The 15,682-nt window shown below is 72.1% G+C and carries 12 protein-coding genes; 8 read left to right on the top strand and 4 right to left on the bottom strand.

Annotated elements, in window-relative coordinates; genetic code table 11:
• The first annotated feature begins 20 nt into the window (after window positions 1–20).
• Together ABT078_RS06450 and ABT078_RS06445 are read left to right on the top strand one after the other, a co-directional pair.
• The gene (locus ABT078_RS06450) at window positions 21–1,214 is read left to right on the top strand and encodes a glycine C-acetyltransferase (protein WP_351224454.1); all 1,194 of its coding nucleotides are present in this window, start codon (window positions 21–23) and stop codon (window positions 1,212–1,214) included.
• Window positions 1,211–2,125, top strand: a complete 915-nt coding sequence (locus ABT078_RS06445; protein WP_351224452.1) for a LysR family transcriptional regulator — start codon at window positions 1,211–1,213, stop codon at window positions 2,123–2,125. Before ABT078_RS06450 ends, ABT078_RS06445 begins: the two co-directional genes overlap by 4 nt.
• A gap of 236 nt (window positions 2,126–2,361) precedes the next feature.
• On the opposite strand, the gene ABT078_RS06440 is transcribed toward ABT078_RS06445, so the two are convergent.
• The 4 genes from ABT078_RS06440 to ABT078_RS06425 all read right to left on the bottom strand — a co-directional run bounded on the left by ABT078_RS06440 (window position 2,362) and on the right by ABT078_RS06425 (window position 10,390).
• Entirely contained in the window at window positions 2,362–6,093 is a 3,732-nt protein-coding gene (locus ABT078_RS06440; RefSeq protein WP_351224450.1) for a S8 family serine peptidase, read from the bottom strand.
• Between the two features lie 390 nt (window positions 6,094–6,483).
• Window positions 6,484–7,269: a GNAT family N-acetyltransferase gene (locus ABT078_RS06435; RefSeq protein ID WP_351224448.1), complete on the bottom strand. Its 786-nt coding sequence runs from the start codon at window positions 7,267–7,269 to the stop codon at window positions 6,484–6,486.
• A gap of 61 nt (window positions 7,270–7,330) precedes the next feature.
• Window positions 7,331–8,626 carry a pyridoxal phosphate-dependent aminotransferase gene (locus tag ABT078_RS06430; RefSeq protein WP_351224446.1) on the bottom strand — a complete coding sequence of 432 codons (1,296 nt, stop codon included), beginning with the start codon at window positions 8,624–8,626 and terminating at the stop codon, window positions 7,331–7,333.
• Between the two features lie 132 nt (window positions 8,627–8,758).
• On the bottom strand, window positions 8,759–10,390 hold the full coding sequence (locus ABT078_RS06425) for an acyl-CoA synthetase (RefSeq protein WP_351225044.1): 1,632 nt from the start codon (window positions 10,388–10,390) through the stop codon (window positions 8,759–8,761).
• A gap of 182 nt (window positions 10,391–10,572) precedes the next feature.
• Between ABT078_RS06425 and ABT078_RS06420 the strand changes: the two genes are divergently transcribed.
• From ABT078_RS06420 to ABT078_RS06395, 6 genes are all read left to right on the top strand, one after another.
• Window positions 10,573–11,373: a crotonase/enoyl-CoA hydratase family protein gene (locus ABT078_RS06420; RefSeq protein ID WP_351224444.1), complete on the top strand. Its 801-nt coding sequence runs from the start codon at window positions 10,573–10,575 to the stop codon at window positions 11,371–11,373.
• Between the two features lie 239 nt (window positions 11,374–11,612).
• Window positions 11,613–12,632 carry a Zn-ribbon domain-containing OB-fold protein gene (locus ABT078_RS06415; RefSeq protein ID WP_351224442.1) on the top strand — a complete coding sequence of 340 codons (1,020 nt, stop codon included), beginning with the start codon at window positions 11,613–11,615 and terminating at the stop codon, window positions 12,630–12,632.
• A 2-nt stretch (window positions 12,633–12,634) separates the two neighbouring features.
• On the top strand, window positions 12,635–13,687 hold the full coding sequence (locus ABT078_RS06410) for a thiolase family protein (protein WP_351224440.1): 1,053 nt from the start codon (window positions 12,635–12,637) through the stop codon (window positions 13,685–13,687).
• Window positions 13,677–14,846 carry a thiolase family protein gene (locus ABT078_RS06405; RefSeq protein ID WP_351224438.1) on the top strand — a complete coding sequence of 390 codons (1,170 nt, stop codon included), beginning with the start codon at window positions 13,677–13,679 and terminating at the stop codon, window positions 14,844–14,846. Before ABT078_RS06410 ends, ABT078_RS06405 begins: the two co-directional genes overlap by 11 nt.
• 115 nt (window positions 14,847–14,961) lie before the next feature.
• Complete coding sequence (locus tag ABT078_RS06400; RefSeq protein WP_351224436.1) at window positions 14,962–15,204, top strand: DUF397 domain-containing protein; 243 nt, start codon at window positions 14,962–14,964, stop codon at window positions 15,202–15,204.
• Window positions 15,205–15,273: 69 nt separating this feature from the next.
• Window positions 15,274–15,682: ABATE domain-containing protein (locus ABT078_RS06395; protein ID WP_351224434.1), on the top strand; the 409-nt coding region annotated here is incomplete at its 3' end.

The raw sequence follows: 15,682 nt of genomic DNA, 5'->3' as shown, positions 1-15,682 counted from the left end.
CCCCCTCAAGGGAGAACCACATGTACGCGTCCGTACGCGACGACCTCCGCGCCACCCTCGACGAGATCCGTGCCGCCGGACTCCACAAGCCCGAGCGGGTCCTCGGCACCCCCCAGTCCGCGTCCGTCGCCGTCACCGCGGGCGGCGCCCCCGGTGACGTACTGAACTTCTGCGCCAACAACTACCTTGGCCTCGCCGACCACCCCGAGGTCATCGCCGCAGGCAAGGAGGCCCTCGACCGCTGGGGCTACGGCATGGCCTCCGTCCGCTTCATCTGCGGCACCCAGGAGGTCCACAAGGAGCTGGAGCAACGGCTCTCCGCCTTCCTCGGCCAGGAGGACACGATCCTCTACTCCTCCTGCTTCGACGCCAACGGCGGCGTCTTCGAGACCCTCCTCGGCCCCGAGGACGCCGTCATCTCCGACGCCCTCAACCACGCCTCCATCATCGACGGCATCCGCCTGTCCAAGGCCCGCCGCCACCGCTACGCCAACCGCGACCTCGCCGACCTCGAGCAGCAGCTCAAGGAGACGCAGGACGCCCGCCGCCGGCTCATCGTCACCGACGGTGTCTTCTCCATGGACGGCTACGTCGCACCGCTCCGCGAGATCTGCGACCTCGCCGACCGCTACGACGCCATGGTCATGGTCGACGACTCGCACGCCGTCGGCTTCGTCGGCCCCGGCGGCCGCGGCACCCCCGAGCTGCACGGCGTGATGGACCGCGTCGACATCATCACCGGCACCCTCGGCAAGGCCCTCGGCGGCGCGTCCGGCGGCTATGTCGCCGCCCGCGCGGAGATCGTGGAGCTGCTGCGCCAGCGCTCGCGCCCCTACCTGTTCTCGAACTCCCTCGCCCCGGTCATCGCCGCAGCCTCCCTCAAGGTCCTCGACCTGCTGGAGTCCGCGGGCGACCTGCGCGAGAGGCTCGCCGCGAACACCGCGCTCTTCCGCACGAAGATGACCGAGGCCGGCTTCGAGATCCTGCCCGGCGACCACGCGATCGCCCCCGTGATGATCGGCGACGCCGCCGAGGCGGGCCGCATGGCCGAGCTGCTCCTCGAGCGCGGCGTGTACGTGATCGGCTTCTCGTACCCCGTCGTCCCGATGGGCCAGGCGCGGATCCGGGTCCAGCTCTCCGCCGCGCACTCCACCGAGGACGTGGAGCGGGCGGTTGCCGCCTTCGTCGACGCGCGGGCGACAATGGCCGGGTGATCGACCCCCGCAGGCTCCGCATACTGCGCGCCGCGGCGGACCACCGTACGGTGACCGCCGCGGCCGCAGCGCTGTATCTGACCCCCTCGGCCGTCTCCCAGCAGCTGGCAGCGCTGGAACAGGAGACCGGCCACACGTTGCTGATCCGCAGCGGCCGGGGCGTACGCCTCACGGCGGCCGGCGAGATCCTGCTCGCCCACGCCAACGCGGTGCTGTCCCAGCTGGAGCAGGCCGAGGCGGAGCTCGCCGCCTACGCGGGCGGCGCGGCCGGCGAGGTCACGGTCGCCGCGTTCGCGACCGGCATCGCCGAGGTCCTCGCCCCCGCGATCGGACGGCTCGCCGACCAGCACCCGGGCATACGGGTACGGGTCAGGGACGCCGAGGGCGACGAGAGCCTGCCCATGGTCCTCGACGGCGAGGCCGACCTGGCCCTCGCGGTCGAATACCGCGGGGCTCCGCACGAGGACGACCGCCGCCTCGCCCGTGTCCCGCTCTACGCGGAGCCGTTCGACGCGGTCCTCCACTCGTCCCACCCGCTGGCCGCTGAGTGCCAGGTGGAGCTCGCCCAGCTGGCCGACAGCGACTGGATCGGCCCCTACCCGGGCAACCCCTGCCACGACGTGATGCTCCTCGCCTGCGAACTCGCCGGCTTCGAGCCACGCCTCCTGCACTCGTCCGACGACTTCCGCGCGGTCGTCGCCCTGGCGGGCGCGGGCGCGGGAGTGGCCCTCGTACCGCGCTCGGCACTGCGCGGCATGGAGCTCAAGGACACCGTCGTGCTCCCCGTCACGGGACCAGCCGCCACCCGCCGCGTGTTCGCCGCGGTCCGCCGCGGCGCCGAGACCCACCCGCTTCTCAGCCCGGTCCTCGAGGCACTGGCCCGATCGGCGGCGGGCCTGTCCACCGACTGACGCCGACAGCCCGCACGCCGGTCTCGGCGGGGAAACGGGGCCTTTCAACGGCGCACCCGTGGACCGGCACTCATCCGGCGCGATCGGCGGGGCGTTCCGCACGCGGCGCGCAGCGCGGCCGACGCGGCCCGCGGGACGGTGTCGTCACGGCCGACGTGAGGGGACGACAGCACGGTGCGGGCCGACCACCGGGCCGGCCCGCACCGATGCGGGGTCGCGTCAGCGCCCCGTGCGGACTACCCGGCCGGCCAGTGCGGCCATGCCGGGGCGTACGTGCACCAGTACGTGGGGCAGCCGACCCGGTAGGCCCGGGTGACCGTCTCCGTGACCGACGCGCCGGAGCGGTCCTCGGCGGTCACCTTCAGGGAGACCCAGCCGGTCTTCATCGCCGGGACGGTCACCTGCCGGTCGCCGTCCCGGCCCCGGACCTTCGCCGACTGCCAGGTGGCGCCGTCGTCCGTGGAGTACTGCACCGACACCCGCCCGATGGAGGCGCCGTTCGCCCCCGCCTGGCGGCCGATGCCGAGACCGAAGGTGAACTCCCGGTCCTCCGGCACCGAGTTGTCGCCGTCGAGCCCGGCCATGTCGTAGCGCGTGTCGAGCAGCGGCAGCGGACGCTCGCCGCCGGTGTGCTCCGAGCGGAAGCGCCAGGTGTCCGTCACCCGGGTGCCCAGCGTCCACTCCGCGTGGTCGCGGTGCGCGGACGAGGTGAGTTCGTACCACTGGCCACGCGCGGGCACGTCGAAGACGGCCTGCCCCGGTTCGTCGTTCCGGGCGAGCACCCTGCCAGAGCCGTCGCGCAGCACCGTCTCGCCGGACTCCAGATCCCGCGCGGGGTCCGACTGGTGGCCGGCCGCGTCCGAGAACATCGGCAGCGCGAGACGCAGCTTGTCCCCGTCGCGGGTCGCCTGGGCCCGGCCGTCGGGTCCGTTCACCGAGAGCGACGGGTTGAAGGGCCCCGTCAGCCAGTTGTCCGTGACCGTACGTCCCTCCCGGTACACCGTCGGGTTGGTGTACTGCACGCCGAGCGGACCGTGGGCGTCGATCGCGTACTCGAACGTGGCCGTCGTCCACGGGACATCGGGCGTGTAGTACGCCGTCATCCGGTGCGGTGCGCGGAACAGCGTCGACTGCTGGGCGAGACGCAGGCCGCTGTGGGTCACCCAGCCGTAGATCCCCTTGGGGTCGTTGGGGAACCCGGTGGTGCGGAGGCTGTGGTCCACGCGGGCCAGGTCCCGGCGCCGGTCCTGCCAGTGCGCACCGGCCGGCACCCCGTCGTCATGGGTGTGGAAGGTGAAGTAGGTGCGTTCGCCGTTGCGCTCACCCTTGATCCGAAGGGTCACCTCTCCCTCGGCGAGCCGCTCGCGCAGCAGCGCCACGCCGTGGGCGTCGGTGCCCAGCGCCGGGTCGGCCGGGTCGATCGACGCCGACCCCGCCAGCAGGATCGCCGCCGGCTCCTGTGCCTTGACCGCCTCGTAGCGCCGGGTCATCTCCTCCCAGCCCAGACTCCAGTCCGACTCGAGGAGAACGATCCGGTCCTTGAGCTCAAGACCCGACAGGTCCCCGCCGAAGCCCGCGTCGGTGACCCGCTTCTCCAGGTCCCACTCCAGCCGCTGCCACGTCATCAGCCACACCGGCACGTCCACCGGAGTGCCGGAGCCGCCGACCGTCGTCGCGAGGACGTACGGCTGCTCCCAGGAAGCGGCGGAGAAGTACGTCAGCCCCGGTATCCGGGAGCTGCCCACGGCGTACGACTTGTACGCGCCGTTGTAGAGGGGCGCGGCCAGCCCGACCGGGGCGCCCGCGCCGGTCGACGAGACCAGCCCGGTCGCCGACCCGAACTCGTTGATCCGCATCTCCGGGTCGTCGATGCCCATGGTGACCGGCTTCGCCGCGGACATGTCGGTCTTGAGCGTCCGGTCGCCGGTGACCGAGACGCGCCGGGCGACGGCGACGGATGTCTCGGGCACGCTCGCCCTGCCGTGGCGGACGTACTCCCACACCCCGCCGAACACCCGGTAGTCGCCGACCGGCAGCCGGATCTCCTCGGGCGCCGTGGTGAGGCCGACCAGCTGTGCCTCGCCGGTCTTCTCGTTCTGCACCACAAGGTTCGTGTACGCCACCTCGACCCCGGGCCGCAGAGCGGCGGGTTCGAGGGTGAGCGTGGCGGTCGGGCCCTCCGCGTCGACGCCGACAGGTGTGCGCACCGTGCTGCCGTCACTGCCGCGCGCGGTGAGCCAGGCGCTGTGGGCGCCGGCGGTTGCCCGGCGCGTGTCGATCCGGACGGTCGCGTCGGCGGTGCCGCCCGCCGGGACGGTCAGCTGCCGCGAGGCGAGCGAGACCGGTGCCGTTCCGGCTAGGGAGAGGCTCAGCCGGACGTCCTTGCCACCGCTGTTGCGGTAGGTCACCGTCCGGGTCGGACTGCCGCCGTACGGCCAGGCCAGCTCGGCGGAGACCGTGGTGGGGGAGGCGGTGATCCGGGACGAGACCGCGCCGGGCACGTCCACACTTCCCGCGCCCTGCTCGTACACGTCCGCGCCGTCGACCGGGTCGGCGGTGGCGACGAGTGCCGCCTTGAGCCGCTGCGCGTCCCACTCGGGGTGCTGCTGCTTGAGGATGGCGGCCGCCCCGGAGACGTGGGGGGTCGCCATGGACGTGCCGCTGATCGTCGCGTAGAACTCGCTGCCCGCGGCGTTGTCCAGCGTTCCCGCGGCGCGGGCGGCGGTGATAGCGCTGCCGGGTGCGGTGATCTCGGGCTTGACGCCGCCGTCGGTCACCGCAGGTCCACGGGAGGAGAACGACGACATCTCGCCCTCCTTGGTGATCGACCCGACGGTCAGGGCGCTGGGTGCGGCGGCCGGCGAGCCGATGCTGCGCGGCGCGCCCTCGTTGCCGGCCGCGACGACGAACAGCGGTCCGCCGTCTCGGGACAGGGTCTCGACGGCCTGGGAGAGCGGATCGCTGCCGTCGCTCGGCAGGTTGTTGCCGAGGCTCATCGAGACGATGTCGGCGTCCTGGGCGGCCGCCCATGCCATGCCTTCGAGGATTCCGCTGAAACTGCCGCTCCCACCCCCGTCGAGCACCTTGCCGATCAACAACTCGGCTCCCGGCGCCACGCCCTTGTACCGGCCCTGCGAGGCGGTACCGCTTCCGGCGATGGTCGAGGCGACGTGCGTGCCGTGGCCGTTGAGGTCGGTGACGCTCTCGTCCCAGGTGAAGTTCTTCTCCGCGACGACCTTGTTCTTGAGGTCGGGGTGGGCCGGGTCGTACCCGGTGTCCAGCACCGCGACCTTCACGCCCTTGCCGTCGAGACCCTTGCGCCAGGCGTCGGGCGCCCCGGTCATGGCGACGGAGCGGTCCAGGCTCGCCTCGACCTTGGCGTCCAGCCAGAGCTTCCCGGACGCCGCGGCGCGGGACTTCCCGTCCGCGGCCGCGAGGAAGCCCCGCCAGGCCGTGGCCGCCTCGGACTTGCGTACCGTACGGGCCGTCAGCCCCAGCTCGGGGAACGCGTCCCGCTGCGCGGACCCGCGCAGCGCGGGGCCGGCCTGTGCCGTCGCGATCAGCGGGATGTCCGCCCGGGCGGCGTCGTCGTACCCCTGCGCGGCGAGCGCGGTGACATCGAAGAGCTGCCGGTCCACCCGTCCGTCGGCGAGGGCCTGTGTGGCGTCGACGGGGATGACGTACTCGTGGTCGTTGATCCTGGCCCGGGTGAACGCGATGTGACCCCGGCCCTTGCCCGGGGTCACCCCGCTGACCTCGAGGCCGCTCCCGCTGCCGGTGAAGCCGACCCGGTCGCCGCTGACCAGTGTGACGGTGCGCTGCCCGGGCGCGGCCACGGGCGGCGACGCCGCCGTGCGGCCGCCGCCCCCCGTGCCGGGCTCCGGCTCGGCTGCCGCCGGCAGCCCGGTGGCGAGCAGCGCCACCGCGGTGGCCGCGACCACGGCCGCGGTCCTCGATCTGGATCCCATCCCCTGTACCAACTCCCTGAAGGCGCTGCCACGAACGAGCGACACCGGCGTGTGCCGGGGCCCCATTCAAGCCAGGAGCTGACGCTGTGCCAGAGGGTGGAATTGGCGAAAAGGTGCCATGGCGCATGTTCGCCAGCTGCCCCCACCCGGCCCCGGCGCTCGACACCTCGCAGTCGGCACACCGGCAGAGACGGCGGCGGTCTCGTGCCCGGGCCCGCAACCGCGCCGAAAGCGGCCGCGCCGGTTTCCGCGTGGGAGGCGGGTCGCCCTGTGCTCGTGTGCCCCGGACGCCGGAAAGGGGCCGCACGGGTCCGGGGCGGAGCACCGGCACCGGGATGGAGATCGGGATCGGGATCGACGGAAGCAGGCCGCTGATCCTCCGTCTCCGCGTCAGCGGCCGTGCACGTACGGCGTCGTCGTGCTCAGCGCCGCGAAGCCGAGGCGTTGCAGAACCGGCCGGCTCGTCGGCATCGCGTCCACCTGGAGCCAGCGGTACCCCCGGTCCGCCGCCACCCGGGCGCGGAAGGCCACCGAGGCGCGGTAGATGCCACGGCCACGCCACTCCGGCACCGTCCCGCCGCCCCACAGGCCGGCGAAGTCCCTCCCCGGCGGCAGCTCCAGCCGCGATGAACTCACCGGCACGTCGCCGGCCATCGCGACGACCGCGACCACTGTGGCCGGGTCGGCGGACAGCTGGGCGAGGAGACGTTCCCGCAGCTGGGAGCCGTCCGTGCCGAACGCCTGCTCGTGGACCCGGGCCACAAGGTCCACGCCGACCGGGTCGGTGACGCTGTGCAGCTCGACGCCCTCCGGCAGGTGACCGTCGACCGGCAGCCCGGCGAGGGCTCCCGTCCCGGCGACCAGCAGCGTCTCCTCGGGCTCCGGGACGAACCCGGCGGCGAGCAGCCGCTCCCCGAGATCGGCCGGCCGGTCGTGTGCGTAGAGCTTCCACTCGAACTCGCGCCCGAGCGCGGCGAAGTGCCGCACCTGCTCGGCGATGACCGCGTCCGCGGTGGCCGCGTCCAGGCCCGACCAGAGGACCCCGTTCCAGCCGTGCTCCCCACCCGTCTGCCGCACCACCTCGCCCACGCGCTCGACCCGCGCCCCGGGGCCGTCGGCCGGGGCATCTTGCCGCATCTGCCGGTCGTACAGTGCCAGCACCGCATCGTGATCCATCCGGGCACTCCAGCACCGGACGACGTCCACGGCAACGGAATTCCGGACGGCCGGCGTCCGGTCAGGCCCTCCGCATCAGCCGGTCCACCGCGGGCGTCCCGGAGGCGTACGGGAGCGCAAGCGCGGGCATCGGACCAGGACCCTGCCCCGGCCCTGGCACCTGCCCCGGTCCCGGTACCGGCATCAGCCCCTGGGCGCCCGGCGCGACCTGCGTCCCGTAGAGCGTCCGCTCCAGCCCGGCCACCAGCCGCTGCACATCCGTCTGCGGTCGCACCACGAGCCGCAGATAGCGGCTGGAGCTGCCGATCTTGTTGCCGCACTCGCGGACGAGGACGCCGTGCTCCTCCAGCAGCCGGTCGCGCAGCGCCGCACCGTCGACGCCCTCCGGAAGCCGCACGTACAGGAAGTTCCCCTGAGAGGGATAGACGGTCAGGCCCGGCAGCCGGCTCAGATGCCAGATCATCTCCTGGCGGTCGCGCTGTACCAGCCGCAGGCTGTGCGCGTACTCCAGCCGGTGCTCCTTGAGCATGAACACCACGGTCTCCGCGAAGGAGTTGAGGTTCCACTTGGGCAGCGCGGCCCGCACCTTCCCCGCGAGCCCCGGATTGGCGACGAGATAGCCGAAGCGCACACCGTGCAGGCCGAAGTTCTTGCCGAGGCTGCGCAGCACGATCGTGTTCGGGCGCAGTACGGCGTCGGCGACGACGCTCGAGTCCGCCTCGGCGTCGGCGAACTCCAGGAACGACTCGTCCACGACGACCAGGTCCAGATCCTGCAGCTGGTCCAGGAGCGCGAGGACCCCGTGCCGGGGCAGCAGGCCGCCGTCCGGGTTGTTCGGGTTGCAGATGACGGCCGTACGCGAGCCGCGCGCCCGTACGAAGTCCACGAACGAGGCCGGATCGAGTGCGAACCCGTGGGACTCGGGCAGCGGGAACATGTCGACCCGCTTGCCCGTCTCCATCGGCTGGTCGGTCCACCGCCCGAACGTCGGGACCGGCACGGCGAGGGACTCGCGCACCAGCAGATGGTCGATCCAGGTGATCAGCTCGGTCGAGCCGTTGCCCATGGCGACGGTCTGCGGATTGAGGCCGAGGACCGAGCACAGCTCAGCGGTGATCGTGTCCGCACCGCTCGGGTAGTACGTGAGGATCTCCCGCAGCCGCTCGCCCAGCTCGTCGAACATCTCGGGCGTCGGGAAGTACGGGTTGCAGGGGATGCAGAAGTCGGTGATCGCCTGCCTGCCCCCTTCCCCGCCGCCCGGCGCCGACGCCCCGGCCCTGCTCAGGGTGAAGTACGAGGGGCTGTGCGCCGTGGACGCGCGGAAGAGCTCGGTGACATTGCTGCCGGCTTCGGCCATGGGGTTCCTCCGGAGGTGGCTGGCTGCTGCCTGCCGGGGAATACGTACGTCCGCACGACCGTGCTCAACGGAATTGACGCAAGGGGCGGTCGAAGCGGCCCCGCGCCCGTCGCCCCGGGCGTACCTCACCCGCTACTGCGGCCGGCCTTCGCTGTCCGCCGTCGCCACCGCCCGCGCCCACCGGTAGTCCGCCTTCCCGCTGGGGGAGCGCTGGATCGCAGGCGTGATCACCAGCTGCCGGGGAATCTTGTACCCGGCGAGCCGGCTGCGGCAGTGCGCCTGCACGGAGTCCAGGTCCAGCGGCGCCGCGCCCTCGCGCAACTGCACCACCGCCGCGACATGGTTGCCCCACTTCGCGTCGGGTACGCCCGCGACCAGCGCGTCGTACACGTCCGGATGAGCCTTGAGCGCCTGCTCGACCTCCTCCGGATACACCTTCTCGCCGCCGGTGTTGATGCACTGCGAGCCCCGGCCGAGGACGGTGACGATGCCCTCCTCGTCGACCGTCGCCATGTCACCGAGGAGCACCCACCGCTCGTCGCCCTTCTGGAAGAAGGTCTCGGCGGTCTTCCTCGGGTCGTTGTAGTAGCCGAGTGGAACGTGGCCGCGCTGCGCGATACGCCCGGGCTCGCCGACCGCGACCGGCGCGTACGTGGCCGGGTCGACCACCTGCGTACGGGCGTTGACGCGCAGCCGGAAGCCCTTGTCCGGGCCGGAGTCGTCCGTCGCCGTGCCGTTGAAACCGGACTCGGACGAACCGAAGTTGTTCAGCAGCATCACGTTCGGTGCGAGCGCCGTGAACTGCCTCCGCACCGTCTCGGACATGATCGCGCCCGACGAGGAGACGCTGAACAACGCGGAGAGGTCCGTCCCCTTCAGCGGCCCGTTGAGCGCGTCGACGATCGGCCGCAGCATCGCGTCACCGACCAGTGAAACGGAGGTCACCCGCTCCTTCTCGATCGTACGGAGCACTTCTTCGGGTACGTACTTGCGATGCAGCACCACCCGCTGACCGAAGTTGAAGCCGATGAACGCGGTGAGTGTCGACGTGCCGTGCATCAGCGGGGGAGTGGGGAAGAAGGTGATGCCGTCGCCGCCCGCGGCCACCCGCTCGGCCAGCTCCTCGGGGCGCTTCACCGGCTCGCCGGTCGGCGCGCCGCCGCCGAGCCCGGAGAAGAACAGATCCTCCTGCCGCCACATCACGCCCTTGGGCATACCGGTGGTGCCGCCGGTGTAGATGATGAACTGGTCGTCCGCCGAGCGCGGCCCGAAGCCGCGCTCCGGCGAACCCTCCGCCTCCGCGTCCGCGAAGGCCGTGCAGTCGAGTGCGGGCGCGCCGTCGGCCGGGGTCCCCACCCGCACCAGATGCCGCAGCTTCTCCGTCCGCGGCAGGGCGGCCGCGACCCGTTCCGTGAACTCCGTGTCGAAGACCAGAGCGGCGAGGTCCGCGTCGCGGTAGAGGTAGACCAGCTCCTCCTCCACGTAGCGGTAGTTCACATTGACCGGGACGATGCGCGCCTTGAGGCAGCCCAGGACCGTCTGCAGGTACTCGACGCCGTTGTAGAGGTGGAGCCCGAGGTGCTCGCCGGGCTTCAGCCCGGCACCGGCCAGGTGGTGGGCGATGCGGTTCGCGGCTGCGTCGAGCTCGGTGTAGGTGAGCCGGCGCTCCGCGCCCGTACCGGGATGGTCGACGTACACGAGCGCCTCGCGGTCCGGGACCACGTCCACGACCGACTCGAACAGGTCGGCAAGGTTGTACTCCACCATTCCTCCTGACCGTGGTCCGCACTCGGCGCTGACAACTGTCTCGGAGCGGTCATTAGAGCGCCGCCGCACGCAACTGGGAAGGGGTCCCGCACAAGAAATCTGACTGTGTGTCAGAAAACTATTGAACTGGAACCCGGGCTCCTGCAACCTGTTCTAGGTCTTGAGACGGGAGGACGGTCATGGCTGGTACGGAACACCTCACCGTGCAGCGTGAGGGCGCCACACTGGTGCTCACGCTGAACAGGCCGGAGGCGAAGAACGCACTCTCACTGCCGATGCTCGTCGGGCTTCACGACGGCTGGCTGGAGGCCGACGAGGACGACGGCATCCGCTCGGTCGTCCTGACCGGCGCGGGCGGCGCCTTCTGCGCGGGAATGGACCTCAAGGCCCTGGCCGGGAAGGGGATGGAGGGTGAGCAGTACCGGGACCGGCTGAAGGCCGACCCCGATCTGCACTGGAAGGCGATGCTGCGCCACCACCGCCCGCGCAAACCCGTGATCGCGGCCGTCGAGGGCCACTGTGTGGCCGGCGGCACCGAGATCCTCCAGGGCACCGACATCAGGGTTGCGGGAGAGAGCGCCACCTTCGGACTCTTCGAGGTCAAGCGCGGCCTCTTCCCGATCGGCGGCTCGACCGTACGGCTCCAGCGCCAGATCCCGCGGACCCACGCCCTTGAAATGCTCCTCACCGGCCGCCCCTACACGGCGGCGGAGGCCGAACGTATCGGGCTCGTCGGCCACGTCGTCCCCGACGGCACCGCCCTGGAGCAGGCCCTCGCCATCGCGGACCGGATCAACGCCTGCGGCCCGCTCGCCGTCGAGGCGGTCAAGGCGTCCGTCTACGAGACCGCCGAGATGACCGAGACGGAAGGCCTCGCGGCCGAACTGAAACGCGGCTGGCCCATCTTCGACACGGCGGACGCGAAGGAGGGCGCCCGCGCGTTCGCGGAGAAACGCGACCCGGTGTACCGCCGAGCGTGAGTTCTCCCCACCCCACCCCGCGCTTCCCAGCTGTGTCGAGGTGCGGCTCCGCCGCGTGAGGGGCTTCGCCCCCTTGGGAGCCCGCCCGGCGGTTGAGGACGGACACTCGGGCCCACCGCACCACTTGCCCCGTCGGGGCCGGCGGGCTCGCCCCCGTTCGGGAAGGGGCGGGGAGAAGGCCCCGCGCAGCGGCCCCACCCGCACCCCACGGCCCGCACCCCAAGACAAGGAGCCCGCACATGTCAGCCGCCCCCGCACCGGAGGTGCTGCGCGCACCCCTGGTCGTCGAGTTCCCCTTCACCCGCTCCCTCGGCCCCGTCCAGTCGGCCTTCCTCACCGGGCTCCGCGAGCGCACCGTGCTCGGCGTCAGGACGTCCGCCGGCCGCGTCCTCGTCCCTCCCGTCGAGTACGACCCGGAGACCGCCGACGAGATCCGCGACCTGGTCGAGGTCGCCGCCGCCGGCACCGTCACCACCTGGGCCTGGAACCCGCAGCCGCGTCGCGGCCAGCCCCTCGGCACACCGTTCGCCTGGGTACTGGTGAAGCTGGACGGCGCCGACACCGCGCTGCTCCACGCCCTGGACGCCTCCGGCCCCGACGCCGTGCGCACCGGAATGCGCGTCCGCATCCGCTGGGCCGCGCAGCGCAGCGGAGCCATCACCGACATCGCCTGCTTCGAGCCCTACGACGACGACAACGACGACAACGACGACAACGACGGAAACAACGGCGAGGACGGCAACGCCCCGAACGCCGGGGCACGCGACCACCGCGGGGAGTTCGAGAACCCCGTAACCGGCATCGTCGCCCCCGCCCGCCTCGACTACACCTACAGCCCGGGCCGCGCCCAGTCCCGCCACATCAACGCCCTCGCCGCACAGCGCATCATCGGCGAGCGCTGCCCGTCCTGTCGCAAGGTGTACGTCCCGCCCCGCGGCGCGTGCCCCACCTGCGGCGTCGCCACCTCCGAGCCGGTCGAGGTCGGCCCGCGCGGCACGGTCACCACCTACTGCATCGTCAACATCAAGTCTCGTCATCCGGCGAATCTCGACATCGAAGTGCCGTACGTCTACGCGCACATCGCCCTCGACGGCGCCGATCTCGCCCTCCACGGCCGCATCGGAGGGATCCCGTACGACCAGGTGCGCATGGGGCTGCGCGTCGAACCGGTGTGGAGTGAAGGCGGCGGCCACCCCGACCACTACCGGCCCACCGGCGAACCCGACGCCGACTACGACACCTACAAGGAGCTGCTGTAGCCATGCGAGACGTCGCGATCGTCGCCTTCTCCCAGACCGACCATCTGCGCAGCAGCGAAGAGCTCTCCGAGGTCGAGATGCTGATGCCGGTGCTGCACGACGTCCTGGCGCGGACCGGGCTGCGCACCGGTGACGTCGGCTTCACCTGCTCCGGCTCCTCCGACTATCTCGCCGGCCGGGCCTTCTCCTTCACGATGGCACTCGACGGGGTCGGCGCCTGGCCGCCGATCTCCGAGTCCCATGTCGAGATGGACGGCGCCTGGGCGCTCTACGAGGCCTGGGTCAAGCTCCTCACCGGCGAGGCCGACACCGCACTCGTCTACGCCTACGGCAAGTCCTCGCCCGGCTCCGTTCGCGACGTACTGACGCGCCAGCTCGACCCCTACTACGTCGCCCCCCTCTGGCCCGACTCGGTCGCCCTCGCCGCCCTCCAGGCCCGGGCACTCATCGATGCCGGGGACACGAGCGAGCGGGAACTCGCCGGCATCGCCACCCGCAGCCGCACCGCCGCGGCCGACAACCCCCACGCCCAGCTGCGCGGCCTCCGGGAGCAGGGCGATTACGTCGTACAGCCCCTGCGCACCGGCGACTGCCCGCCCATCGGCGACGGTGCCGCCGCCGTGATTCTCGCGGCCGGGGACAAGGCCCGCGAACTGTGCGAACGGCCCGCCTGGATCCGCGGCATGGACCACCGCATCGAGCCGCACAGCCTCGGCGTACGCGACCTCACCGACTCGCCGTCCACCCGCCTCGCCGCCGAGCGTGCCGGGGCCTTCGAGCGACCCGTGGACACCGCCGAGCTGCACGCTCCTTTCACCGCCCAGGAGGTCGTGCTCCGCAAGGCCCTCGACCTCGACGAGAGGGTGAGGGTCAACGCGTCCGGCGGAGCCCTCGCCGCCAACCCCGTCATGGCCGCGGGTCTCATCCGCCTGGGCGAGGCCGCCGCCGCCATCCACCGAGGCGTGTCCGACCGCGCCCTGGCCCACGCCACCTCCGGCCCCTGTCTGCAGCAGAACCTGGTCGCCGTCCTCGAAGGAGAGCCGCATGTCCGGTAAGGAGCCCGTGGCCGTCGTCGGCGTCGGCCAGACCAAGCACGTGGCGGCCCGCCACGACGTTTCTCTCGCCGGACTCGTCCGCGAGGCGGCCCGGCGCGCGCTCGACGACGCCCAGCTGACCTGGTCCGACGTCGACGCCGTCGTCATCGGCAAGGCGCCCGACTTCTTCGAGGGCGTGATGATGCCGGAGCTGTATCTCGCCGACGCGCTCGGCGCCGTCGGCAAACCCATGCTCCGTGTCCACACCGCGGGCTCGGTCGGCGGGTCCACCGCCCTCGTCGCGGCGAACCTCGTGGCGGCACGTGTCCACCGCACCGTCCTCACCCTCGCCTTCGAGAAGCAGTCCGAGTCGAACGCGATGTGGGGCCTGTCGCTGCCGATCCCCTTCCAGCAGCCCCTCCTCGCGGGCGCCGGCGGCTTCTTCGCCCCGCACGTCCGGGCGTACATGCGCCGCACCGGCGCACCCGACACCGTCGGCTCCCTCGTCGCGTACAAGGACCGGCGCAACGCCCTCAGGAACCCGTACGCGCATCTGCACGAGCACGGCATCACCCTGGAGAAGGTGCAGGCCTCGCCGATGCTGTGGGACCCGATCCGCTACTCGGAGACCTGCCCGTCGTCCGACGGCGCCTGCGCGATGATCCTCACCGACCGCGCGGGCGCGGCCCGTTCGCCGCAGCCGCCGGCCTGGGTGCACGGCGGGGCGATGCGCAGCGAGCCCACCCTGTTCGCGGGGAAGGACTTCGTCTCCCCGCAGGCCGGCAAGGACTGTGCGGCCGACGTCTACCGGCAGGCAGGGATCGCCGATCCGCGCCGGGAGATCGACGCCGTCGAGATGTACGTCCCGTTCTCCTGGTACGAGCCGATGTGGCTGGAGAACCTGGGCTTCGCGGAGGAGGGCGAGGGCTGGAAGCTCACGGAGTCCGGGGTCACGGAGCTGGACGGCGATCTGCCCGTGAACCCGTCCGGCGGGGTGCTGTCCACCAATCCCATCGGCGCGTCGGGGATGATCCGCTTCGCCGAGGCAGCGCTCCAGGTGCGCGGACAGGCGGGCGAGCATCAGGTCGACGGCGCGCGCAAGGCGCTCGGACACGCCTACGGCGGCGGATCGCAGTTCTTCTCCATGTGGCTGGTCGGGGCGGAACCCCCGGCGAACTGACCGGCGGGTGCGGGCGGAGCGGCGGCGACCACGTTCCGCTGCGCTCCGCGGCCTGTCCGTGACCGTCGACGATCGCTAGTCTGAGCCCGGACGACGAACCGGGAGGAGTACGGACGTGGCCGAGAGCATCACCAGGCAGCAGCCGCTGACGGGCTGGAGCAAGCCCGACCTCGACCTCAGCCAGGCCGACTGGCGGTCGGGCACCCAGGGCGCGGGGGACGTCGAGATCGCTTTCGTCGAGGGTTTCATCGCGATGCGCAACGGCGGCAGGCCCGGAAGCCCGTCGCTGATCTTCACCCCGGCCGAGTGGCGCGCCTTCGTCCTGAACGCCCGTGAGGGGGAGTTCGACCTCACCTGATGCGCTCCTGTGAGGCGGCGCCGGCCCCCGCTCAGGGTTAATGGGTTTAAGCGGCTTTACCATTAGTTCATGACCGTGCCCGCCCCGGCCCCCGCCCTCACGCTCGATCTCGCCCTCACCATCCGTCATGACGGACACGGCGGGGTCGCCGACGACCTCCTCGAGAACGAGGGCCTCACCCGCTGGGTGCGCGAGCGGGAGGACGTGCTGACCGGGGTGCTCGACGTCCGGGGCTTCACGGCGGACGCCGGCACCCTGGCCGGCGTCCGGGACCTGCGCGCCGCCGTCCGCTCCCTCTTCGCCCGTGCCGTACGCCCCGGCCCGCCGAGCCCCGCCGACGCTCAGCGGCTGCTGCCCGACGACGAGGCCCTTCGCCGGCTCAACTGGCGGCGCTGGTCGAGCTCATCGACGCGGGCGTGGTCACCATCGACATCAGCGAGTCACGCCCACTGGCCGACCTCGGCGCCATTCACCGCCT

Origin of the sequence: Streptomyces sp. NPDC002133 (assembly GCF_040296405.1) — a bacterium.
In the GTDB taxonomy this organism is placed as follows: domain Bacteria; phylum Actinomycetota; class Actinomycetes; order Streptomycetales; family Streptomycetaceae; genus Streptomyces.
Note: the sequence above shows the minus strand (reverse complement) of the source record. Positions and strands in the feature narration are given on the sequence as shown.

Excerpts from the sequence above, each read along its gene's own strand:
- ABT078_RS06440 (WP_351224450.1), bottom strand. The coding sequence starts at position 6,093 with ATGGGATCCAGATCGAGGACCGCGGCCGTGGTCGCGGCCACCGCGGTG.
- ABT078_RS06430 (WP_351224446.1), bottom strand. The coding sequence starts at position 8,626 with ATGGCCGAAGCCGGCAGCAATGTCACCGAGCTCTTCCGCGCGTCCACG.
- ABT078_RS06435 (WP_351224448.1), bottom strand. The coding sequence starts at position 7,269 with ATGGATCACGATGCGGTGCTGGCACTGTACGACCGGCAGATGCGGCAA.
- ABT078_RS06415 (WP_351224442.1), top strand. The coding sequence starts at position 11,613 with ATGTCAGCCGCCCCCGCACCGGAGGTGCTGCGCGCACCCCTGGTCGTC.
- ABT078_RS06410 (WP_351224440.1), top strand. The coding sequence starts at position 12,635 with ATGCGAGACGTCGCGATCGTCGCCTTCTCCCAGACCGACCATCTGCGC.
- ABT078_RS06405 (WP_351224438.1), top strand. The coding sequence starts at position 13,677 with ATGTCCGGTAAGGAGCCCGTGGCCGTCGTCGGCGTCGGCCAGACCAAG.
- ABT078_RS06450 (WP_351224454.1), top strand. The coding sequence starts at position 21 with ATGTACGCGTCCGTACGCGACGACCTCCGCGCCACCCTCGACGAGATC.
- ABT078_RS06420 (WP_351224444.1), top strand. The coding sequence starts at position 10,573 with ATGGCTGGTACGGAACACCTCACCGTGCAGCGTGAGGGCGCCACACTG.